The sequence below is a fragment of the Zarconia sp. genome, from assembly GCF_057467645.1.
This window is the reverse complement of the sequence record NZ_JBRJXU010000025.1, coordinates 48,431-71,773: the sequence shown is the minus strand read 5'-3', so window position 1 is coordinate 71,773 and position 23,343 is coordinate 48,431. Positions and strand designations below refer to the sequence as shown.

Below are 23,343 nucleotides of genomic sequence, written 5' to 3'. Positions count from 1 at the left end.
TGGCAAGCCTCTTGATGAGCGAAGCGATCGCACTGGCTACATCTGGTTGCAGGGGAGCAAAGTACTTCATCCCGATTCCCCATTCCCCATTCCCCATTCCCCGCCCTCACCGGAAACAGTCTTATCCAAAACTGACGTTAATCTAAAACGGACCTTTCATGACACATTTTCAATGATGGGGAACGAGAAATTGGAAATGTATCGGAGGAAAGGATGTCGCTCAACCAAGGGACATCTATAATCTATAGCGGTAGCGACTTCCATCGTCGATCGAATCATTCACCAGCATCTTGCCGCCCCTCCCTTCCCTTGACAACTAAAGTGCTAAATAGCTTATCTTCGCGATGACTCAACCGATCGCCATCCCGGAAAATCCTCCAGAAGAACCACTCGAATCCCACGAGGTGGGTGAAGCCTCGCCCCTCGAAAAATTCTTCTTCCTGCGTACCATTTTTGGCATTCTCCTCACGATCTTGCTCGTAGTCGGAGGGGTGATGGGGGCCAGCAGCATGGTCAAAGAAGGCGATCCCGATATCAACGTCGCCATTGCCACCGTCAATACGACCTGGGCGGGGGCTGACCCCGAAACCATTGAAAACCAGGTCACCGATAAACTCGAAAAAGAACTCAAATCTCTCAAAGGACTCAAAGACCTCAGCAGTGCCTCTTTCGATGGGCGATCGCAAATTAAAGTTGAATTTGTCGCCGATGCCCCCGTCGCCAACTCCATTGCCCTGGCACGGGCGGAAGTTGACGAAGCCAAACCCGATTTGCCCAGCGACGCAGAACAGCCCAAAGTCGAGCAAGTTTCCACCCAAGATACTCCCATTCTCACCCTCGCCCTCTACGGCGATATCGATCCGGCCGTCTTCCACGCCACCGCCAAAGAAATCGAAGACTTACTCGAAAAAGTTCCCAACGTCCGCAAAGTAGATTTAGGGGGATATCGAGAAGAAGTCATCCACGTTCAACTCATTCCCAACCGCCTCATCACCTTGGGAATTTCCGCCACGCAAGTGGCCAATGCCATTCAACAGGGAAATCGGGATATGCCCTGGGATCGGGTGGAAAGCGATGACATTGGGGCGCAAGTCCGCCTCTACGGTCGATTCCGCACCGTCGAAGATTTGAAAAGCTTACCCGTTGCCCGGTTGGGGAACTCCAATGCCAGTACCAACGATGGACGGGTGGTACGACTGGGGGAAATTGCCGAAGTACGGCGAGATTTGGAACGGGAGGAGAGTGCTGCATTTTTGAGTTACAAAGGCAGTTCCTTTGAAAATGCCATCAGCGTCGATATTGTCAAAGTTCCCGGTTCCGATAGCATCAAAGTCATCGACGATAGCATTGCGGCCATGGAAGCGGCCCAACTCGATCCCAACCTGTGGCCCTACGGCATGGAGTATCGGGTGGTGAGTAGTGACGGGGATGTGATTTTCGAGGATCTCAACGATCTGTTTACCAATGCGTGGCAGGGGATTGTCGGGGTTTTTATCGTCCTGCTGTTTGCCCTGACGTGGCGCGAGGCAATTGTGGCGGGTGTCTCGATTCCCCTCACGTTTCTGGGGACCCTAGCCGTCCTTTGGCTTGGCGGCTTTACTCTCAACTCCATGGTGCAAGTGGGGATGATTCTGGCGTTGGGGCTGCTGGTGGATGTGTTTATCCTGATGATGGAGGGAATGCACGAAGGCATATTCGTCGAAGGTCTCTCTTTCGATCGCGCCGCCTTAAAAACGGTCAAAACCTACGCGCTACCAGCCTTCACCGGGCAGCTTACCACCATTTTGGCAATGTCTCCCCTCATGGCCATTAGTGGGACGATGGGGAAGTTCATCCGTCTGATTCCCCTGAGTGCGATCTGCTGTTTGGTTCTGAGTTTCCTGATTGCTCTGTTTGTGGATATTCCCCTGTCTCGGTTTTTGCTGGGGAAGGTCAAGCGAGGCGATCGACCCAGTAAAATTGACGCCCTCACAGAAAAGGCATCGGCTGGGTTTACTCAATGGAGTTTGCGATCGACGGTGAGAAACAAATCGATCGCCCGCCTTTGGACCCTGGGGGCTGTCGGTTTGTTCGTGTTGACCGTCGTTCTCGCCGGAACCCTGCCTTCGGAATTGTTCCCTAAGATCGATGGGCGTAAACTCAGCATCAACGTCGAACTACCACCCACCACCACCCTTGCCAGTTCCCAAAAAGTTGCCGACGATTTGGGGGCAATTTTACGGCAGCAAGACTATCTCGAAAGCGTCATCATGGTGGTGGGACAGCGCAGTAATTTGGTGGAAGAAAGTGGGATGAAGCCCAACAATGCTAGCTATTTGGTGGGTTTCTCCGTCATGTTTACCCCCGAGGGGGAACGAGAAAAACTGTCCTTTGAATATGTCGAGGAGTTGCGATCGACCCTACAACAAGCGGTACGGAAGTATCCCGGTGCGTCCTTAGTGGTCAACACCCTATCTTCTGGGGAAGGCGGCGACCCCATCGGCGTTGAAATTACCGGAACCGATATGAACCAGTTGCGGGAGATTTCCGCCCAAGTCCAAAATACCCTGCGGCAAATTCCCGGTGCGGTGGACGTGCGAGATGACTTAGGCGTTTTGCGTCCGGACGTGAAACTGATTCCCCGTCGGGAATCTCTGAATTTCTACGGCTTGGATTCCGAGGATTTGGCCGCTCAAGGTCGCTATCTGATGACCGATAACGATATCGGCGATTTTCCCATCGGTGGCGGCAAGGAAGATTTGGAAATTCGCCTGAGTACCGCTTGGCCTTCGCGACAGGGAGAAATTGGCGGTCCCACCCGGTTTGAGGAAATCGAAAGCATGCGCTTGATTGCTAACGATGGCACGCTGTTGGCGGGGTCGCAGGTTTTGGAAGAACAATTAGGAATGGCCCCGCTTTCGATTACCCACCAGGACGGTCAGCGGACGGTGACGGTGTTGGGGAAAAATAAGGATCGCACCGTGGGGGAAATCGTGTTGGAGGATTTGGTGCCGAAACTCGACCAGATGAAAAAGACTTGGCCGAGCGGTTATTCTTACAAAATTGGTGGGGAATTGGAAACCCAGGGAGAAACCTTCGGTTCCGCCGGACAAATGGCGGGGGTGGCGTTTTTCCTAGTGTTTGCGGTGTTGGTGATCCAGTTTGGTTCTTTTACCCAACCGTTCATCATCATGTTGGCGATTCCTTTTGCCCTGATTGGGACTTTAGGGGGATTCTTTATCTTCTCGATTCCTGTTTCTTTCCCTGCCGTCATTGGAATGATTGCCCTGATGGGGATTGTGGTGAATGATGCAATTGTCATGGTGGAAACGATGAATTCCTATCGAGAAAAGGGAATGGACGTGCGTCAAGCCTCTGCACGAGGGGTGGCAGATCGCTTGCGTCCTGTGCTGACGACGAGTTTGACCACTATTGTGGGGGTGGTTCCCCTGGCTCTGAGTTCTCAAAACTGGTTTCCCCTAGCGTCGGGAATTGGATTTGGTTTGGTGGCTTCGACTCTGACGGCGATGCTGGTGATTCCGGGTTTGTATTTGCAGTTGACACCGGAAAAGCGCTAGGAGTCGGAATGAATCCGATGTCATCGGGTTAAACTCATCGATCCCATTGTCTAGGTTCTGTTGACATTTCATACTGGAAGCCTTTACCCACAGTGTTTACGAAGCATTGCGCTCGTACAGATGAAATTCAGTCATCACATGGGGTTGAACGCCAAATGTCAACACAGCCCAGTCTGGGAGAATGTCGTGATTCTCGATCGTTCCATAGACTGCGAGATCGACAGGTGATTCGCTATGCTAAGTGAATTGAAAATGCGGTAAGAGAGCGCGATCGGACAGCAATTAATTGTATGGCAGAACCACTGATCGAACTCAAGGGAATTTCTAAGGCGTTTGGGGATAAAGTGATTCTCGATCGCGTGGATTTAAAGATTTGTAAGGGTGATGCCCTCGCGGTCATCGGACCTTCTGGAACGGGGAAATCGACGATTTTGAGGATTATCGCCGGTTTGCTCGAACCCGATGAGGGAGAGGTTTATCTCAAAGGAGAGCGCCGAACGGGATTAATTGAGGATGGCACCGATCCGATCGGGATTGGTATGGTGTTCCAACAGGCGGCTTTGTTCGATTCCCTAACGGTGGATGAAAATGTTGGATTTCGGCTGTACCAAAATTCTAAATTGCCTCGAGACAAGATTCGCCAACTGGTGGAGGACAGTCTCCAACGGGTGGGTTTGGGGGGAACGGGTCAACTGTATCCATCGGAACTGTCTGGCGGGATGCGCAAGCGGGTGAGTTTCGCGCGGGCGATTATCGCGAATCCCGATAACCCGGCAAGCAACCCGGAAGTCTTGCTCTACGACGAACCTACGGCAGGATTAGATCCGATCGCCTCGACAGTGATTGAGGATTTGGTGCGCCAGTTAAGGTGTTTGGAAAATAGCGCCGCCCAGACTTATCTGATGGTCACGCACCAAGATAGCACCATTCGCCGTACGGCCGATCGGATCGTTTTTCTCTATCAGGGAAAGGTGCAGTGGGATGGCAATGTCGAGGAACTCGATACGACGGACAATCCCCTCGTCCGTCAGTTCCGCACCGGGAGTACGAGCGGTCCGATTCAAGTTGGCGGTCGTTGAATGGGAGAGGAGGGAACCAGGGGACAAGGGAGAGGAGAATGATTCAATTAATCGTTCCCCACACCCAACACCCCAAAACTCTTAACCCACCACGCATCCGACGCGATCGGGTAAAGTTATTGTCAAATGGGGGACTCCCCCTTTTACCTGTTGGGAAAATTCTCCCGTTCCATACAGCAGTGTTGCTTTCAGCGATAACCCGTCACATTTAAAACTCACCGTTGCAGCGACCGTTCCCCCATTCACGACGATAACCAGGGTTTGCGCGGGTAAACTTCGGGCAAAGGCATACACCATCCCCTCGGCAAACAATACGCGATATTCTCCCGTCCGCAACGCTCGATTTTGGTTGCGCAGGGCGATCGCTTGTTTGTAGGTATCGAGCAACTGATGGTTCCAGCGTTCCGATGGGGGAAAGGCGCGGCGACAGTCGGGATCGCGTCGACCATTCAAACCCACTTCGTTCCCGTAATAGACGCAAGGCGCGCCGGGGAAGGTCATCATCAGCAGAACGGCGAGTTCGTGGCTGGGGATATCTTCGCTCACCACGCTTCCAATTCGGGCGGTATCGTGACTGTCGAGTAAATTGAGCTGCGCTTGGTGGATTTCCCAATCGTAGAGGTCGAATAACTGTTCTATTTTGGTTCGATATCCGGCGGCATCCAGGGGTGGGTAGGGGTCGTAGGCGGGTTCTTCCACCAGCTCCTTGACAACCCGATCTCCCCCTGTAAAAGCAATTGTCGGTCCGGTAAATAAATAATTCATCACCCCGTCGAACTGGGTGCCGTCCAACCACGGTCTCGAATCCCCCCACACTTCACCGACGATATAGGCTTCGGGGTTTACGGCTTTGACGCGATCGCGAAACTCCTGCCAAAACCCGTTGGCCGTAATCTCAAACGGCACGTCTAAGCGCCAACCATCAATTCCGACTTTCAGCCAATATTCAGCAATTCCCATGATGTACTCGCGCACGTCGGGATTCTCGTGGTTGAACTCCGGTAAGGCGCGATTGTTCCACCAGCCGACGTAGTTGGCGGGTTTGCTGCCATCGTAAGCCGATAGGGGCCAACCTTCGATTTTGAACCAATCTAGCCAAGGGGAGTTGGGTCCGTGTTCGAGGATGTCGTTGAAGAAGTAGAACCCGCGACTGGCATGGTTGAACACGCCATCGAGAACCACGGCGATATTTCGGCGATGGGCTTCTTCGAGGAGGGCGTGAAAGGCTTCGTTGCCCCCGAGGATGGGATCGACTTGATAGTAGTCGTGGGTGTGGTAGCGGTGATTGCTCGCCGACTGAAAAATCGGGGTGAAGTATAAGGCGGTAATCCCTAAGTCTTCCAAGTAGTCGAGTTTTTCGATAACACCCCATAAATTTCCCCCCTTGTAGCCTTGGAGAGTCGGGGGAGCGTCCCAGGGTTCGAGGGCGATGGTGGTGGAGGGAACCCGAGTTTGTCGATCTTCGCCTCGGGCAAAGCGATCGGGAAAAATTTGATAGAAAACGGCGTGTTTGACCCAGTCGGGGGTTTGAATTTGCATGAACGTTTCGGTAAATGCTCCGATGGATGAATTGGTGAAGGTTGGATGGGAGAAAGGATTCTTCTAGGATGCGATCGCAGGTCGCCATCGCACTGATTTCCCAACAAGTCGATCGAAGTCGGTGGATTCAAGGGCAATCGATTTAGATATCTCTTCCAAGAAACAGAAGGGGAAAACGGCAGAGCCATCAACCGCAACCATCGAAGAGTTGATTCAATATTGGATTTCGATCGCTTCTAATCGAGAGCGCGATCGCGCTAGTCATTCCCCATCCATGCTCGATCCACCGTTGCCCATCGCATTTTAAGGGTGGAGCGCTCTCGATCGAGAGTTTATAAAGAGTCTCTTAACCAATGGTCAACTCCAACCAGCAAAAATCTGATGAATTTTGATGCCGAAGTCATCAATTTCTTCTGGCTTTCCCCCTTTACCCTTCACTCTTGTCCCCATCTTGGTCTAATAACCCACTAGATCGAGGAAGGGTCTGGGCGATCGCGCTCGATCGTTATCCAAATCCTCCCCCCATCACATCGAGATCGCGTTACGCTTCAAAGAGCCAACTTTGCACGCGCTGCAAGCTTTTCCAATCCGGCTTGCGCTTCAAGCCATCTTCAAAATTTCTCTGGATTTCCTCGCGCCACTCTGAGGAGACCATTATCAATTCGATTGCCCGATCGACCTGTTCGCGAACGCCTTTTTGCTTACTATCGATGCTGGCAATGGCTAAGTTGACCCGCGCTTGGGGATCGTCGGGATTGAGTTTAACAGCTTTGCGAGCGGCTTTGTAGGCTAACAGCGGTCGATCGTCGAGGAGGTACAACCATGCCAGACAAGTCCACGCCGAGCTATTTTTGCGGGCGCTGTCGCAAATCTCTTTGAAAACGGGAATCAGAGTACTTGCACTTTCTCCAGCTTGATAGCGTTCGATCGCGTCGTTGAAAATTTGTTCGGATTTGAGAGCCATTCGCTTCGATACGGTGTTTCGTTCGTGAACTACCAGACGCTCCTCTACAAGAGAGCGCTAGCTTCCGGTTTCATCCACCGTTGCCCTTTCATCCGAAGATGATTAGGTCTTACACAGCGTCCACTGGTCTTGCTCAGTTTCCTGGTTTGCCAGGAGGGCACTTACAGCTATAGAGCGCGAGTCTCTAACCCGGCAGCCGCCCTGGTTCCCAAGGCAGAAAATTATTCGTATGTATGTGGGTTTTTACGATTTTACGTGAGGCTAAGTATGGCTTCTACTAAGCGTGACTCCGCCTATTTCCCGATCTCTGCCGAGTACTGTTCGAGTGCAGCCTCTTAGTCAGTCGAGTGGGTCGAGCTATTAGCTCCAACCCTTACTATTCTACAGTACAAAGTACGAACATTCCGAAAAAAAACTGTGGGTTGAAAATTTTCGAGGTATAGAACCTCTCAATTTTCGCGTTTGGGTTGCTGTATCCCGACTCTCACTCTCCGCGACGGCAGGTTGCGCCGTCGCTTATCACCGTCCCGAGTAGAGAGCGGTGAGCCAGTGCGGTCTTGGCGGTTTCCGTCGTTCGCGTAGCGTCTGGGCAGGAGTTGGAGCAATTGGCAAACCCGAAGGGGACTTGCTCTTCCCCTCAAGCTCCCCACAGTTAAAATTGAGGACAAATCAAACTAAAGACGCTCCTATGGAGCGTCTCTAAGCGCCGTTGCGATGTTGGAAATCGGAACTACGCCGAAAAAGATTTGCCGCAGCCGCAACTTTGGGTGGCATTGGGGTTACTAAACTGGAAGCCACCGCCAATGAGGGCATCGCTGTAGTCTAGAACCAGACCGTAGAGGTACAGCATACTTTTGGGATCGCACACGAGCTTAAAACCGTCGTAGTCGAACACTTCATCTTTTTCGTCGATGGCGCTCGACTCGATAAAGTCCATCATGTAAGACATCCCAGAACAGCCGCCCTGACGCACGCCCAGGCGCAAGTATAACTCTTTTCCTTGCTTAGCGCACAACGATTTAATTTGGTCGGTCGCTGCATCGGAAATCAGGATGCCGCGCTGCATAGCAGAAGTCGTTTGTGTCATCAATTTTCCTTGGGTCTGAAACCCCGTTTTTATAGGACGACTTTACATTCGGTTAGCGTTTTTCAGCGGTATAACCCAGGAACGCTCTAAACCTGTATTTGAGGGGTGACCCCCGTCCCTTTAAGCACCGACTACAAGATGTCCTTTCTACAAGCACCTGACAACACAGATTTTAAGAGGTCCGGACTAGGGAAGTATCCGAACGTTAGTACCAGCAGTCGGCTAAAGGTTTAGTGAGACCGGGAGAAGTTGGTGGTCTTCTCAACCCTCCGCTTCGCTTTGCCCCGTTCTTTTTAAGGCGGGGTGAGTGACGGGTGATTGAAACTCCCAATTTTATAGTTCGGTCGGGATTGTTGGCGCTCTCGCCTTTTGTAAGTCCCTGCAACTTCGCGTTTTCTTTCAACAGAAATCAAACGGGAAGCCTTTCTCCCACACCCAAAGATTGCCAGTTAGTATCCTGGGTTTCGAGGGCTGTGGGAAATGGGGTGGGACGATCGCACCGTCAGTTTTGCGATCTTTTCTTACTATCTTATAGTGCTTCTCGACTCAATGAAGTCTCTAGGGGGCGATCGGTCGCTGCTATTTCGAGCGACACGATCTACTCGATTGAAGAAATACGACAACATTGATGACGTGCCATAGAACCTTTTCCCGCTCGCCCTTAACCCTTCCCCCTGTCTTTTCGATTCGAGCTGCTATTAAACGAGTTAATTACTCTATAATGAAGGGTGATATAAAAACTTGTTTTCCCACACTGTTTTCATCCACCGCAAAAGCAAGCCTCTCTCCCAAGCGCTCGAGTGTTGGCGCTGTTATGTCACGGGCAAGAGTTGCCGGCAACATCCCCCAAGACGATCGCCGACGCTTCTGCCAAGGAAACTCGGTTTGGGAAAATCGCTCGAGACTGGATGATGCGATCGTCTCTTTGCTCCCACGGTCAAACACAATTGACGCAAAAGTAACCAGTTTCTAGCACACTTGTTAACCCCAGTTCGCCGACGTCTATCCTGAAAACCGTACTGAAACTGCATCACTCCCCGATCCAGGGTCTTTGCCTCAAAGACCCCGTTTGTCATTGAATTGACATCATTTTCCAAAAAATAGTAAGATCCATAGCCTGCTGGATAGTGCCCATCGAGTTTCTCAACAACACGCATGACTAATCAAAGCAAGACTGCACCCGCGTTTTACCTGCCCGATCTAGTTGAAATCCAGCGAGCGAGCTTCCGATGGTTCTTGGAAGTTGGCTTGATCGAGGAACTCAACAGTTTCTCCCCCATCACCGATTATACAGGCAAGCTAGAGTTGCACTTTGTGGGCAAAAAATACAAACTCAAGCAGCCTAAGTATAACGTCGATGAAGCCAAGCGTCGGGATAGCACCTACGCCGTGCAAATGTACGTTCCCACGCGGCTGATCGACAAAGAAACTGGAGAAATCAAAGAGCAGGAAGTTTTTATTGGCGATTTGCCCTTGATGACCGATCGCGGCACCTTCATTATCAACGGAGCCGAGCGCGTCATCGTCAACCAAATCGTGCGGTCTCCCGGGGTGTACTACAAGCCAGAAACCGACAAAAATGGGCGGCGCACCTACAACGCTTCGTTGATTCCCAACCGAGGGGCGTGGCTCAAGTTCGAAACCGACAAAAACGACTTGGTGTGGGTGCGCATCGACAAAACCCGCAAACTCTCCGCCCAAGTCTTGCTCAAAGCCCTCGGACTCGCAGATAACGAAATTTTCGACGCCCTGCGCCATCCCGAGTACTTCCAAAAAACCATCGAAAAAGAAGGGCAGTTCAGCGAAGAAGAAGCCCTGATGGAGCTGTATCGCAAGTTGCGTCCGGGTGAGCCGCCCACGGTATCTGGGGGGCGATCGCTGCTCGAATCGCGTTTCTTCGATCCCAAGCGCTACGACCTCGGGCGAGTGGGACGCTACAAACTCAACAAAAAACTGCGTCTGAACGTTCCCGACACCGTGCGCGTTTTGACTCCTCAGGATATCCTCTCGGCGATCGACTATCTGATCGACCTCGAATACGATATGGGGGAAACCGATGACATCGACCACCTGGGGAACCGGCGGGTGCGATCGGTCGGAGAACTGCTGCAAAACCAAGTGCGAGTGGGACTCAACCGCTTAGAGCGGATTATCAAAGAACGGATGACCGTTTCCGAATCCGACACCCTCACCCCCGCCTCCTTGGTCAACCCCAAGCCCCTGGTGGCTGCTATCAAGGAATTCTTCGGTTCCTCTCAGCTCTCCCAGTTCATGGATCAGACCAATCCCCTGGCCGAGCTGACCCACAAGCGACGCTTATCCGCCCTCGGACCTGGAGGACTGACCCGAGAGCGCGCCGGCTTTGCGGTACGGGACATCCACCCCTCCCATTACGGACGGATCTGCCCGATCGAAACCCCAGAAGGACCCAACGCCGGACTGATCGGATCCCTGGCCACCCACGCCCGCGTCAACGACTACGGCTTCATCGAAACCCCGTCGCGCCGGGTTCAAGACGGACGAGTGCTGCTTGAAGAGCATCCCCTCTACATGACCGCCGACGAAGAAGACGACCTGCGGGTTGCCCCCGGTGACGTCACCGTCGACGAACAAGGCTACATCCAAGGGGAAACCATTCCCGTGCGCTACCGCCAGGATTTCACCACCTCCACCCCCGACCAGGTGGACTTCGTGGCGATTTCCCCAGTGCAAATTATCTCCGTGGCGACCTCGTTGATTCCCTTCCTGGAGCACGACGATGCAAACCGCGCTCTGATGGGATCTAACATGCAGCGCCAAGCGGTGCCCCTGCTGCGTCCGGAGCGACCCCTGGTGGGAACGGGACTCGAAGCCCAAGCCGCCCGCGACTCGGGGATGGTAATCGTCAGCCGCACCGATGGCGTCGTGACCTACGTCGATGCCCAGCGGATTCGCGTGCGAGCCACCTCCGCCGATCCCCTGCGTCACAACGGCGAGATTCCCAAAAACGAACTCGAATACGTCCTCCAGAAATACCAGCGTTCCAACCAGGACACCTGCCTCAACCAGCGCCCGATCGTCTTTGAAGGAGATGAAGTCGTCGCCGGTCAAGTGCTCGCCGACGGGTCCGCCACGGAAGGGGGCGAACTGGCCCTGGGTCAAAACATCCTGGTGGCCTATATGCCTTGGGAAGGCTACAACTACGAAGACGCCATCCTGATCAGCGAGCGGCTAGTCTACGACGACGTCTACACCAGCATCCACATCGAAAAATACGAAATCGAAGCCCGGCAAACCAAACTCGGACCCGAAGAAGTTACCCGCGAGATTCCCAACGTCGGGGAAGATGCCCTGCGCCACCTCGACGAAACCGGCATTATCCGCATTGGTGCTTGGGTGGAAGCTGGAGACATCCTGGTGGGGAAAGTGACCCCCAAAGGGGAATCGGACCAACCCCCCGAAGAAAAACTCCTGCGGGCCATTTTCGGTGAAAAAGCCCGCGACGTGCGCGATAACTCCCTGCGAGTACCCAACGGCGAAAAAGGTCGGGTGGTTGACGTGCGGGTGTTTACCCGCGAACAAGGGGACGAACTCCCCCCCGGTGCCAACATGGTCGTCCGAGTCTACGTCGCCCAGAAACGGAAGATTCAAGTCGGGGACAAAATGGCCGGTCGCCACGGTAATAAAGGGATTATCTCCCGGATCTTGCCCATCGAAGATATGCCCTACCTCCCCGACGGCACGCCCGTGGATATCGTTCTCAATCCCCTGGGGGTTCCCTCCCGGATGAACGTGGGACAGATTTTCGAGTGCTTGCTCGCCTGGGCCGGAGAAAATCTGGGGGCGCGATTCAAAATCGTTCCCTTCGATGAAATGCACGGGGCGGAAATGTCCCGGGAAACCATCAATACCAAACTGCAGCAAGGGGCCAAGCGAACCGGCAAAGACTGGATTTTCAGCGAAGATCATCCCGGTAAGACCTTCGTGTACGACGGTCGTACGGGAGAACCCTTCGATCGCCCGGTGACTGTCGGTAAAGCCTACATGCTGAAACTGGTTCACCTAGTGGACGACAAGATCCACGCCCGCTCCACCGGACCCTACTCCCTGGTCACCCAACAGCCCCTCGGCGGTAAAGCCCAGCAAGGGGGTCAGCGCTTCGGGGAAATGGAAGTGTGGGCGCTCGAGGCCTTCGGCGCCGCTTATACCCTGCAAGAGCTGCTTACGGTCAAATCCGACGACATGCAAGGACGCAACGAAGCCCTCAACGCGATCGTCAAAGGCAAGGCCATCCCCCGACCGGGAACCCCCGAATCCTTCAAAGTGCTCATGCGAGAGTTACAATCCCTGGGTCTGGATATCGCGGTTCACAAAGTCGATACTGCCGAAGACGGCACCTCTCGGGATACAGAAATCGATCTGATGGCCGACGTCTCCAATCGTCGCGCCCCCTCTCGCCCGACCTACGAATCCATGACCAGTGAAGAGTAATCCCCAACCCGTGGAACTCCTGACAACCGATCGAAACTAAATTATGGCCAAGCTAGAACAGCGGTTTGATTACGTCAAAATTGGGATCGCCTCCCCCGAGCGCATCCGGGGCTGGGGGGAACGGACCCTTCCCAACGGACAAGTGGTAGGGGAAGTCACCAAGCCCGAAACCATTAACTATCGCACCCTCAAGCCCGAAATGGATGGGCTGTTTTGCGAGCGGATCTTCGGACCGGCAAAAGATTGGGAATGCCACTGCGGTAAATACAAGCGAGTGCGCCACCGGGGCATCGTCTGCGAGCGCTGCGGCGTGGAAGTCACCGAATCCCGCGTTCGCCGCCATCGCATGGGGTACATCAAACTCGCCGCCCCAGTTGCCCACGTATGGTACCTCAAGGGAATCCCCAGCTACATCGCAATTTTGCTAGATATGCCCCTGCGGGATGTCGAGCAAATCGTTTACTTCAACGCCTACGTCGTCCTCAATCCCGGTAACGCCGATAACCTTTCCTACAAGCAACTGCTCCTGGAAGATCAGTGGATCGAAATTGAAGAGCAGCTCTACGATGAGGATTCGGAACTCGAAGGCATCGAAGTGGGCATCGGTGCCGAAGCCCTCCAACGCCTGCTTCAAGACCTGGATTTAGAAACCACCGCCGAAACCCTGCGAGAGGAAATTGCTGGGGCGAAGGGACAAAAACGCGCCAAACTGATCAAGCGGCTGCGGGTGATCGATAACTTCATCGCCACCCAATCCGATCCCTCCTGGATGGTGCTCGAAGTCATCCCGGTGATTCCCCCGGATTTGCGCCCGATGGTGCAGCTCGATGGCGGTCGCTTTGCCACCTCCGACTTAAACGATTTATATCGGCGGGTGATTAACCGCAACAACCGTCTGGCCCGGTTGCAAGAAATCCTCGCCCCGGAGATTATCATCCGCAACGAAAAACGGATGCTCCAAGAAGCCGTGGATGCCCTGATCGATAACGGTCGCCGGGGACGAACGGTGGTGGGTGCCAACAACCGCCCCCTCAAATCCCTATCGGATATCATCGAAGGGAAACAGGGTCGCTTCCGCCAAAACCTACTGGGTAAGCGGGTCGACTACTCCGGACGAAGCGTGATCGTCGTCGGTCCCAAACTGAAGATTCACCAGTGCGGATTGCCTCGAGAAATGGCGATCGAACTGTTTCAACCCTTCGTCATCCACCGCCTGATCCGCCAGGGTCTGGTGAACAACATCAAAGCCGCCAAGAAACTGATTTCCCGCAACGATCCCAACGTCTGGGACGTGCTCGAAGAAGTGATCGAAGGCCATCCCGTAATGCTCAACCGCGCCCCCACCCTGCACCGACTGGGGATTCAAGCCTTCGAGCCGATTTTGGTGGAAGGTCGCGCCATTCAACTGCATCCATTGGTCTGTCCGGCGTTCAACGCCGACTTCGATGGCGACCAAATGGCCGTTCACGTTCCCCTCTCCATGGAGGCCCAAGCCGAAGCGCGGTTGTTGATGCTCGCGTGTAACAATATCCTCTCCCCGGCCACCGGTCGCCCGATCGTGACGCCGTCCCAGGATATGGTTCTCGGATGTTACTACCTGACGGCGGAAAATCCGGCTGCTGCGAGCGATCGCGAACGGACGTTCAGCAACCTCGAAGACGCGACGATCGCCTACGAGCAAAAGCAAATCCAGCTCCATACCTATGTTTGGGTGCGCTATGACGGTGACATTGACAGTGCCAACTCACACACCGAACCCTCCGAAGTACTCACCTCTGACGACGGCGTCGTCACCAAAATCTATGCCGACCGGCGGCAGCGCTGGGATGCAGACGGCAATCTCCTGAGCCAATACATTCGCACCACCCCCGGTCGGATTATTTACAACCAAGCGGTGGTCGAAGCCTTGAGCTAACAACGCGCAGTTCGATTTGAAGATATCTAGCTTGGGGAAGCCACCTCAAGCTAGTGAGCCCCCTGCGATCGCCCCCGCAGACATTCGCCCCCATTAGCCCTCAGCCATGAATACGATCTTTCGCAACCGAGTCGTCGATAAAAAACAACTTCGAGCCTTAATTGCTTGGGCGTTTACCAACTACGGAACCGCTCGCACTGCTAAAGTCGCCGATGCCCTCAAAGACTTGGGCTTCCGATACGCCACCCGCGCCGGCGTGTCCATCAGCGTGGAAGATTTACAAATTCCTCCGAGCAAACAGCAACTGCTCGCCACCGCTCAAGAAGAAATTGACGAGACCGAAGCCCGGTATACCCGTGGGGAAATCACTGCAGTGGAACGATTCCAGAAAGTCATCGATACCTGGAACATCACCAGCGAAGCCCTCAAAGATGAAGTGGTGACCAACTTCCGCAGCACCGATCCCCTGAACTCCGTCTATATGATGGCGTTTTCCGGCGCGCGGGGAAATATTTCTCAGGTGCGCCAACTCGTGGGAATGCGGGGTTTGATGGCCGATCCCCAGGGACAGATCATCGACCAGCCGATTAAAACCAACTTCCGGGAAGGGTTGACCGTCACCGAGTACATCATCTCCTCCTACGGTGCCCGTAAAGGTCTGGTGGATACAGCCTTGCGAACGGCCGACTCCGGATACCTCACCCGCCGCCTGGTGGACGTGTCTCAAGATACGATCGTCCGCGAAATCGACTGCGGCACCGAGCGCGGCATTAGTATTAAGGATATGACCAGCGGTTCAAAAGTCCTGATTCCCCTCAAAGATCGGCTTCTGGGTCGGGTGTTGGCTCGAGACGTGGAAATCGATGGCAAAACCATCGCCACGCGCAACCAAGCCATCTCCGAGGAGATGTGTTTGGAATTCGATCGCGTTGGAGTCGAAGAAGTGATCGTCCGCTCTCCCCTCACCTGCGAAGCTGCCCGCAGCGTTTGCCAGCATTGCTATGGCTGGAGTCTGGGTCACGCCAGTTTCGTAGACTTAGGGGAAGCCGTGGGGATTATTGCCGCTCAGAGTATCGGCGAACCCGGCACCCAGCTCACCATGCGCACCTTCCACACCGGGGGGGTGTTTACCGGGGAAGTGGCCAGCCAAGAGAAAGCCCCCTTCGATGGCACCGTCAAATACGCCAAAAACCTGCGGGTGCGACCCTTCCGCACCCGTCACGGCGATGAAGCCTTCACCATCGAACAAGGGGGCGAAATCGAAGTGATTCCCGCCAAAGGAAGTAAATCCGCTCGCTTTAGCGTATCTTCTGGGGGCACCCTCCTCGTGCGCGACGGTCAGAGCGTGGTCACCGAACAGGTGCTTTCCGAAGTCCCCGTGGGGGGAACGACCCGCAAAACCACCGAGAAAGCCACCAAAGACGTGGCGACCGACTTGGCTGGGGAAGTCAAATTTGCCGATATCGTCCCTGAAGAACGGCAAGACCGTCAGGGGAACACCACCACCATCGCCCAGCGAGGCGGACTGGTGTGGGTGCTTTCCGGGGAAGTCTACAACCTGCCCCCCGGTGCCGAACCCATGGTGCAAAACGGCGATGAGGTCAAAGGTGGGAGCGTCCTGGCGATTACCCAAACCGTCACCGAACATGGGGGGATCGTCCGGATTCCCCCGACCGATGAGTCTCGGTTGCGGGACGGCGAAGAGCCACCGACCATTCCTCGGGAAGTGGAAATCGTCACCGCCTCCGTCCTGCTCGGACGCGCCCAAATTCATACCCGAGGCTCTCAAGGGGAATCCCAATACACCATCGAAACCGATAACGGACAGCAGTTTGCCCTCACGGCAACTCCCAGCACGAAAGTGCGCCACAATCAAGTGGTCGCCGAATTACTCGACGACAGTTACCGCACCCAAACCGGGGGCTTGCTGCGCTACTCTGGTATCGAAGTCGCCAAACGGGGTAAAGGCTCCAAAGGTAGCTACGAAATTGTCAAAGGGGGAGCAATCCTCTGGATTCCTGAAGAAACTCACGAAATTAACAAAGATATCTCCCTGCTGGAAGTCGAAGACGGTCAGTTCGTCGAAGCGGGCACGGAAATCGTGAAAGATATCTTCTGTCAAAACGGCGGACTCGTGGAAGTCGTCCAGAAAAACGATATCCTGCGGGAAATTTGCATCAAACCTGGAACCCTTCACCTACTCGATAATCCCGGTAGCATCAAGTTAGAAACGGGAACCCTGGTCAATCCCGGTCAAGAAATTGCGCCAGATCTGGTCGCCGAAGAACTGTGCTACCTGGAGCAGGTGGAAACCCCAGAAGGCAATGGCGTTCTTCTGCGACCGATCGTCGAGTATGAAGTGCCCGATGCACCTGACGTTCCCAACCAGGGGTCGATGGCCGATCAGGAAAATGCCTTCCCCATCAGCTTGCGAGCCGTTCAGCGACTGCTCCCTTATAAAGATGGCGATCGCATCAAATCCGTCGACGGACTCGAACTGCTACGCACCCAACTGGTCTTAGAAATGGGGGATGATGGCTCCCAACTCGAAGCAGATATCGAACTCGTCCCCGAACCCGAGGATCCCGAGATCGTGCGGCTGCAACTGGTGGTGCTCGAATCCCTCACCATTCGCCGGGAGAATACCTCAGCAACCGACCCCCTGCTCGGTCACAGCACCACCACTCGTCTGCTGGTGGAAGAAGGACAAATGGTGGCCGCCGGAGAAACCATAGCCCGTACGGAAATTTGCTGTCGGGAAGTCAAAGATGGAGAAGTGCGCGGCGTACGCCTGGGAGAATCGAGTACCCGGCGGATTTTGGTGGTCAGCGATGGCGATCGCTTTGCCGTGGAAACCGGGGGCGAAAAACCCTCCGTCAAAATCGGCGACTTGCTCGTGGGAGGTAAAGATTTCGTGGCTCCCGGAACCGTTGCCCCCGAATCCGGTCAAGTGGTGCGCCTGAACGATGAAGGGGTTGTCATGCGGGTGGCTCGTCCCTATCGCGTCAGTGGCGGGGCCGTCCTCCACGTTGAAGATGGTTCCCTGGTACAACGGGGGGATAACCTGGTGCTGCTGGTGTTCGAGCGCGCCAAAACCGGGGATATCATTCAGGGTTTACCCCGGATCGAAGAACTCCTCGAAGCCCGCAAACCCAAAGAAGCTTGCATCCTCGCCAAAGGACCGGGAATGGCGCAGGTGTTCTACGAAGAAGACGATACCAGCGAGATTCGGGTTGTCGATAGCGACGGGACGATCGCCGAGTACCGACCCGGCCCCGGTCAAAACATCCTCGTCCTCGACGGTCAGGAAGTGGAAACCGCCGAGCGGCTCACCGACGGTCCGGCAAACCCCCACGAAATTCTCGAAGTGTGGTTCGACCACCTTCAACCCGAAGGTTGCTATAAAGCGGCTTTAGTCGCGTTCCAAAAAGTCCAGACTTTCCTGGTCAACGAAGTCCAATCCGTGTATCAATCCCAGGGCATCGATATTAGCGACAAACACATTGAAGTCATCGTCCGGCAGATGACGAATAAAGTGCGCATCGAAGATGGGGGCGATACCACCATGCTGCCTGGGGAGCTAATCGAACTGCGACAGGTGGAACAGGTTAACGAAGCCATGTCGATTACCGGCGGTGCGCCGGCTGAGTATACCCCCGTGCTGCTCGGAATTACCAAAGCCTCCCTGAATACGGATAGCTTCATCAGTGCGGCAAGTTTCCAAGAAACGACCCGCGTGCTCACCGAAGCGGCGATCGAAGGGAAGTCCGATTGGCTGCGGGGTCTGAAGGAAAACGTGATTATCGGTCGCTTGATTCCGGCAGGAACTGGATTTAACGCTTACGAAGACCTCAACTACATCTCCAGTCCCAGCCCCGACTTTAGCTCGGGTTACGGGATGGGTGATGAAGACGCAGAACTCAGCGATATGGTTCTCGACGATCGCACCGCTCGCACCTACAACGCAATCGACCTACCGATGTCGTCGGTTGATGGGGAAGGTATGAGTGCAGATAGCGATCCTCTGTCCTCTCCCTCGATTCTCGAAGAGGAAGAATAACACGCTCACAACCCAGAAATGAGGACGAGAAGTTTTACAGATGCTTTGACAAGCCCAATGTAAAAACTGCAACTCTCCCTCATTTCTGTGGTAGTAGAATAATCGTACCCATTGCCCGATCCTGCGCGATCGGGCAATTCTCCTTGACCGTTCGAGATAAAACCCGTGACTTTAAACATTCGATGGTTCCCGAGCGTTCGACCGATCGCTTTAACAGTAGCGGCCCTCGCGATTTGGAGTTGCTCGCCTAATCCACCGATTCAGGGTCAAACCCCAGAAGCGCTACCCCAGGATGCGGCACCAAAAGTCGAACGCGATCCCTTCGATCTAGCAGTCGAACGCGCCTTAGAAGCTTGGACGCTCACCCAAGCCGCCCGCTCTCCCGAAGATTGGGATCTCGTCGCCCGCACTTGGATCGATGCGGTTGCCCTCATGCAAGCCGTTCCCCCCGGCGACCCCAAACGAGCTTTCGCGCAAAAGAAAGTCATCGAGTACCTGCGCAACGCAGCCTATGCCATCTCTCGGGCATCCACGGCGGATTTGGGATTTTCCTATCCCACCTTGAACAGTCCTCTTTTGGACGAAAAACTGGTGTTGTATCGCTCCTACGTCCAGGCCATCGGTCCGGCCGATATCTTAATCGTCGGCAGCTCCCGCGCCGCCCAAGGCATCGATCCCCGAATGCTCCAATACGTGCTGGGAACGCGAGGGTATACCGGACTGAAAGTGTTTAACTTCGGCATCCATGGGGCAACGGCTCAGGTGGTGGATTTTATGGTGCGGGAATTGATTCCCCCCGACGAATTACCCAAATTAATTTTGTGGGTGGATGGGGTGCGCGCGTTCAATAGCGGTCGCGAAGATCGCACCTATGGCGAAATTGTCTCGTCGGCAGGCTATCGGTATTGGCGCAATGCCAAACAAATTTCATCGCCTGCAACTATCCTCGCTGCAGCCAAAGTCGCTTCTGCCAATGCCGAGCTCGAACCCCCTTTAATGGCAGACGTGCTGCAAAATGCGATCGACGCGGTGGGCAATCCTGTAGATGCTAACGGATTCGTTGCCGTTGACGAGCGTTACGATCCCAATACCTACTATCAAATCTATCCCTACGTACCGGGAGAATACGATCGCGACTACGAAGCCTTTAACCTCGGAGGCGTTCAGGCTGCTGCCATGGAATCGCTTTTGGGATACGCTCGCACCCGACAAATTCCAGTGGTGTTCGTTAACTTACCCCTAACTTCCGACTACCTGGATGCGGTGCGATATCAATACGAAAGTGAGTTTCGCCGTTACATGGAGCAACTGGCTTCCCAGAAGGGATTTTTCTGGCGAGATCTCTATGGAAAAGGACTCGATCGCAACGATTACTTTCAAGATCCGAGTCATTTAAATGCTTCGGGAGCAGCTGCCGTGGCGCGTCAAGTGGCCAGTGACAGTACGATTCCTTGGCCGCGTCCTTAACCCTCCCTCAGACTCGATCGAGTCTTGAATATTACTCAAATCTCCGAAAAAAATGTAAATTCTGGGCAAAATTCTCCGAGAATGAGCTGATGAGTATTTTTACCATTCGAACGAAATTTAGCGTGTTTCGAGGGAGGGAAAAAATATGCTGGTCAGCTCGAAAAAGAATCTTCGACTCAATTTCTCGGGTACTGAAAATTTTCTGGATCGATCGAGCTGAAAACCGTTGGGGATCGCGCATTAGTAAGCTATCATCCAGTAAAACGGTATCGCACAACCCGATCTAAACTGATTCGCTCTTGCCTCGATTTCTCGGTAAACTGGAAATGACTTTAAATTACGATCGTTCTCTTCCCTAAAAATCTCTCAGTCTTAATTCATTCGCCTTGTTTATTAAGCCGGCTTCACGATTTATTAGATAACTTAATAAAAAAAACAAGAAGCAAATGATAAGATTTTATGAAGACGAAGTATTAACGAATTCTATATTAGACAGTTGTCCGCTGTTTCCGAGTTAGGGAGTAGAAAAGCATCATGGAAAGTCATGGAAATAATGTAGAAGTTAAACCTGAAACGCGAAATCATCAAGGTTTTTTCGTGCGAGAAGGTTCTTATCAATTAATGGGGATTGATGAGTCAGGGTGGGCTTTAATTTGTATTGATGATGTGAGCTGCCACTATGTCGATCCCGATAATTTAGAACAAGTTGAAGAAAGTTAGTTAAAGTTATTACTCTTCTAAATTTACTGAAATTGAATCAGTTAAAATCAACGGACTGCCTTTTCAAAAGGCAGTCTTTTTTGGTTCGTCAGGTTTTGTCTAAACTCGAGTCATGAAGAATGCAGGTTCGGTGGTTGTCAATTTCAGGATGCAGAGAACGAGTTGGTCTGATCTCAACCGAAAATTGAGGGTTCAACATCCTTAACCCGAGCGTTAAACCCCAGTTGAGGACGGACTTAATCGCACGTTACTTCGCTGTTGCAACGATAGTCCGTATTCCAACCCTTCCACTACGGCTTGATAGGATGCATCGATAATATTTGTCGAGACTCCAACCGTGCGCCAACGTTGATGACCGTTGGTCGATTCCACCAAAACGCGCGTTTTAGCCTGGGTTCCCGCTTGGCTGTCGAGAATGCGAACTTTGTAATCCGCGAGGTTAAATTGGGCAATTTCCGGATAAAAATTCACCAACGCTTTGCGCAGTGCAGCATCCAAAGCCGAAACCGGACCGTTACCCTCTGCCGCGTCGAGGATATCCCGACCGTTAACCGCCAGCTTCACCGTTGCCAAAGCATAGCTGCGATCGCGATCTTGCTGGCAGTGGACTTGAAAGCCATCGATCTCGAAAAACCCGGAACGTTCCCCCAACGCCTCGAGCATGAGCAACTCGAAACTCGCTTCGGCCGCTTCAAACTGATAGCCCTGACTTTCCAACTCCTTCAACCGGACCAGGATATCTCGACAAACGGGATTTTGCTTCTCTAAATCGATGCCAAAACTGCGAGCTTTCACCAGCAAATTGCTCAATCCCGCCTGCTCGGAAATGACAATCCGGCGTTCGTTGCCTACGGTTTCCGGTGGCAGGTGCTCGTAGGTGAGCGGGTTGCGTTGCACCGCACTCACGTGAATCCCCCCCTTGTGCGCGAAAGCCGAACGTCCCACAAACGGGGCGCGATCGTCCGGGGCCAAATTCGCCACCTCGCTGACAAATCGACTGGTTTGGGTCAGACGGGTCATTTGTTCGCCGTCGATGCAGCGATAGCCCAGTTTGAGCTGGAGATTGGCAATCAAAGAGCAAAGGTTCGCATTGCCGCAGCGTTCGCCATAGCCGTTCATCGTCCCTTGTACCATCTGCGTCCCCTCCATCACCGCCGCGATCGCATTGGCAACAGCCGTATCCGAATCGTTGTGGGGGTGAATGCCCAGTTTCACTGGTTCTTCCCCAGGGGAATCGAGGGCTTCGCGAGTTTCGCGGACGATCTGGGCGATTTCGTGAGGTAACATTCCCCCATTGGTATCACATAGGGTCACCCACTCCGCCCCAGCAGCAATCGCCGTTTTTAGGGTTAAGAGGGCGTATTCGGGATGGTTGCGGTAGCCATCGAACCAATGTTCCGCATCGTAAATCACTTGGCGACCCTGGCTGCGGAAAAATTCGATCGTGTCTCGAATCATCGCCAGATTTTCGTCGAGGGTGGTTTTTAGCCCTTCAGTGACGTGGAGATCCCAAGACTTACCAAAAAGGGTCACCCAGTGAGTTCGAGCCGCTAAAATCGGTTGCAGCATCGGTTCTTCCGCTGCGATCCGACCGGGACGGCGAGTGGAACAGAATGCCACCACCTGAGCTTGAGTCAGGGGTTCTTCTTGCAATTGCCAGAAAAACTGTACGTCTTTTGGATTTGCACCCGGCCAACCCCCTTCAATAAACGGAATCCCCAAACGATCCAACTGGCGAGCGATTTGTAGCTTATCTTCGACCGAAAACGAGAGTCCCTCACTTTGGGCACCATCCCGTAAGGTCGTATCGTAAATGCAGAGTCGATTCATCTAAAACTCCAGTGAGTGGAAACCCCGATTTTTGAGTCGGGAGCAAACTGACAAGGGGAAAAGGAAAACGTAATGTGATGATGTCGGGATTGGATGTTGACAGCGGTTGACTCAAGACTTGCGTTTGCAGGGCTGGCAGGGTCGATATCGGAATGCAAGCCATCCCACGGTGCGCGCGCCAAGCTACGGATTACACAAATTTTCTCCCAGGCTTTTTCCCGTTGGCATACCCGCTTCCCGGCGGATCGAGGAATTCCATTCGCATACGGGAAATTTCCTGGTTTTTGCTTCCCAAGCCTCATTTCACCCGTGCCATTTCGGTCGTGAAGATTCCGTCAGATGGGGAAAATGGTAATGTTGGCTGCCGTAGGGAACCGCAATCGCGATCGCCCCAGTCCGTTATTGCTGTATTTAGGTTCCCGTCTTGCTGTAGGTAAGTCTGAGGTTTTCGATCGACATTATGAGACTAACACTCCAAAAACGGGTGAGATCGACGCCAATTCCAGTGAAAACTGGGGGGAGTGAATTAAAACAGCGCCAAACCCACCCGAAGGGAGATTAAGAATTAATTTAGGAATGACCGACAATTTAACCCGAAAACCGGGATAAATCTAGAAATGCGATGTGCCAAGAAATGCGACGTGCAACTTTAAGC

Annotated in this window: 13 protein-coding genes; 9 read left to right on the top strand and 4 right to left on the bottom strand. The window is 53.5% G+C overall.

All coding sequences use genetic code 11. The features are described 5' to 3' along the window. The first annotated feature begins 344 nt into the window (after nt 1-344). A complete protein-coding gene (locus AC2215_RS04015) occupies nt 345-3,557 on the top strand; it encodes an efflux RND transporter permease subunit (RefSeq protein ID WP_486808662.1) in 3,213 nt (1,070 codons plus the stop codon). A 290-nt stretch (nt 3,558-3,847) separates the two neighbouring features. Beyond that, on the top strand, nt 3,848-4,636 hold the full coding sequence (locus AC2215_RS04010; RefSeq protein ID WP_486808661.1) for an ABC transporter ATP-binding protein: 789 nt from the start codon (nt 3,848-3,850) through the stop codon (nt 4,634-4,636). An 81-nt stretch (nt 4,637-4,717) separates the two neighbouring features. On the opposite strand, the gene AC2215_RS04005 is transcribed toward AC2215_RS04010, so the two are convergent. After that, entirely contained in the window at nt 4,718-6,175 is a 1,458-nt protein-coding gene (locus AC2215_RS04005; RefSeq protein WP_486808660.1) for a glycoside hydrolase family 13 protein, read from the bottom strand. 121 nt (nt 6,176-6,296) lie between these two features. On the opposite strand from AC2215_RS04005, the gene AC2215_RS04000 reads away from it, so the two are divergent. Continuing rightward, nucleotides 6,297-6,482 (top strand): hypothetical protein, encoded by a 186-nt coding sequence (locus tag AC2215_RS04000; protein ID WP_486808659.1) that lies wholly within the window; start codon nt 6,297-6,299, stop codon nt 6,480-6,482. Nucleotides 6,483-6,716: 234 nt separating this feature from the next. Here AC2215_RS04000 and AC2215_RS03995 read toward each other — a convergent pair whose 3' ends face one another. Continuing rightward, a complete protein-coding gene (locus AC2215_RS03995) occupies nt 6,717-7,139 on the bottom strand; it encodes a tetratricopeptide repeat protein (RefSeq protein ID WP_486808658.1) in 423 nt (140 codons plus the stop codon). Between the two features lie 730 nt (nt 7,140-7,869). Then, nucleotides 7,870-8,226 (bottom strand): HesB/IscA family protein, encoded by a 357-nt coding sequence (locus AC2215_RS03990; RefSeq protein WP_486808657.1) that lies wholly within the window; start codon nt 8,224-8,226, stop codon nt 7,870-7,872. Between the two features lie 800 nt (nt 8,227-9,026). On the opposite strand from AC2215_RS03990, the gene AC2215_RS03985 reads away from it, so the two are divergent. The 6 genes from AC2215_RS03985 to AC2215_RS03960 all read left to right on the top strand — a co-directional run bounded on the left by AC2215_RS03985 (nt 9,027) and on the right by AC2215_RS03960 (nt 20,858). Then, entirely contained in the window at nt 9,027-9,188 is a 162-nt protein-coding gene (locus tag AC2215_RS03985) for a hypothetical protein (protein ID WP_486808656.1), read from the top strand. 193 nt (nt 9,189-9,381) lie between these two features. Beyond that, nucleotides 9,382-12,696: a DNA-directed RNA polymerase subunit beta gene (gene rpoB / locus AC2215_RS03980; RefSeq protein WP_486808655.1), complete on the top strand. Its 3,315-nt coding sequence runs from the start codon at nt 9,382-9,384 to the stop codon at nt 12,694-12,696. 43 nt (nt 12,697-12,739) lie between these two features. Continuing rightward, nucleotides 12,740-14,611 (top strand): DNA-directed RNA polymerase subunit gamma, encoded by a 1,872-nt coding sequence (locus AC2215_RS03975; protein WP_486808654.1) that lies wholly within the window; start codon nt 12,740-12,742, stop codon nt 14,609-14,611. 106 nt (nt 14,612-14,717) lie between these two features. Further along, nucleotides 14,718-18,671, top strand: coding sequence for a DNA-directed RNA polymerase subunit beta' (locus AC2215_RS03970; RefSeq protein ID WP_486808653.1), 3,954 nt, complete (start codon nt 14,718-14,720; stop codon nt 18,669-18,671). A gap of 165 nt (nt 18,672-18,836) precedes the next feature. Beyond that, nucleotides 18,837-20,138, top strand: a complete 1,302-nt coding sequence (locus AC2215_RS03965; protein WP_486808652.1) for a hypothetical protein — start codon at nt 18,837-18,839, stop codon at nt 20,136-20,138. A gap of 534 nt (nt 20,139-20,672) precedes the next feature. Further along, complete coding sequence (locus AC2215_RS03960) at nt 20,673-20,858, top strand: hypothetical protein (protein WP_486808651.1); 186 nt, start codon at nt 20,673-20,675, stop codon at nt 20,856-20,858. Nucleotides 20,859-21,071: 213 nt separating this feature from the next. Here AC2215_RS03960 and cimA read toward each other — a convergent pair whose 3' ends face one another. Further along, the gene (gene cimA, locus AC2215_RS03955) at nt 21,072-22,688 is read right to left on the bottom strand and encodes a citramalate synthase (protein WP_486808650.1); all 1,617 of its coding nucleotides are present in this window, start codon (nt 22,686-22,688) and stop codon (nt 21,072-21,074) included. Between the last annotated feature and the right edge of the window lie 655 nt (nt 22,689-23,343).

Bases quoted from the DNA above. Each gene is read 5' to 3' on its own strand.
- AC2215_RS04015 (WP_486808662.1), top strand. From the start codon at position 345: ATGACTCAACCGATCGCCATCCCGGAAAATCCTCCAGAAGAACCACTC.
- AC2215_RS04010 (WP_486808661.1), top strand. From the start codon at position 3,848: ATGGCAGAACCACTGATCGAACTCAAGGGAATTTCTAAGGCGTTTGGG.
- AC2215_RS04005 (WP_486808660.1), bottom strand. From the start codon at position 6,175: ATGCAAATTCAAACCCCCGACTGGGTCAAACACGCCGTTTTCTATCAA.
- AC2215_RS03995 (WP_486808658.1), bottom strand. From the start codon at position 7,139: ATGGCTCTCAAATCCGAACAAATTTTCAACGACGCGATCGAACGCTAT.
- AC2215_RS03990 (WP_486808657.1), bottom strand. From the start codon at position 8,226: ATGACACAAACGACTTCTGCTATGCAGCGCGGCATCCTGATTTCCGAT.
- rpoB (WP_486808655.1), top strand. From the start codon at position 9,382: ATGACTAATCAAAGCAAGACTGCACCCGCGTTTTACCTGCCCGATCTA.
- AC2215_RS03975 (WP_486808654.1), top strand. From the start codon at position 12,740: ATGGCCAAGCTAGAACAGCGGTTTGATTACGTCAAAATTGGGATCGCC.
- AC2215_RS03970 (WP_486808653.1), top strand. From the start codon at position 14,718: ATGAATACGATCTTTCGCAACCGAGTCGTCGATAAAAAACAACTTCGA.
- AC2215_RS03960 (WP_486808651.1), top strand. From the start codon at position 20,673: ATGGAAAGTCATGGAAATAATGTAGAAGTTAAACCTGAAACGCGAAAT.
- cimA (WP_486808650.1), bottom strand. From the start codon at position 22,688: ATGAATCGACTCTGCATTTACGATACGACCTTACGGGATGGTGCCCAA.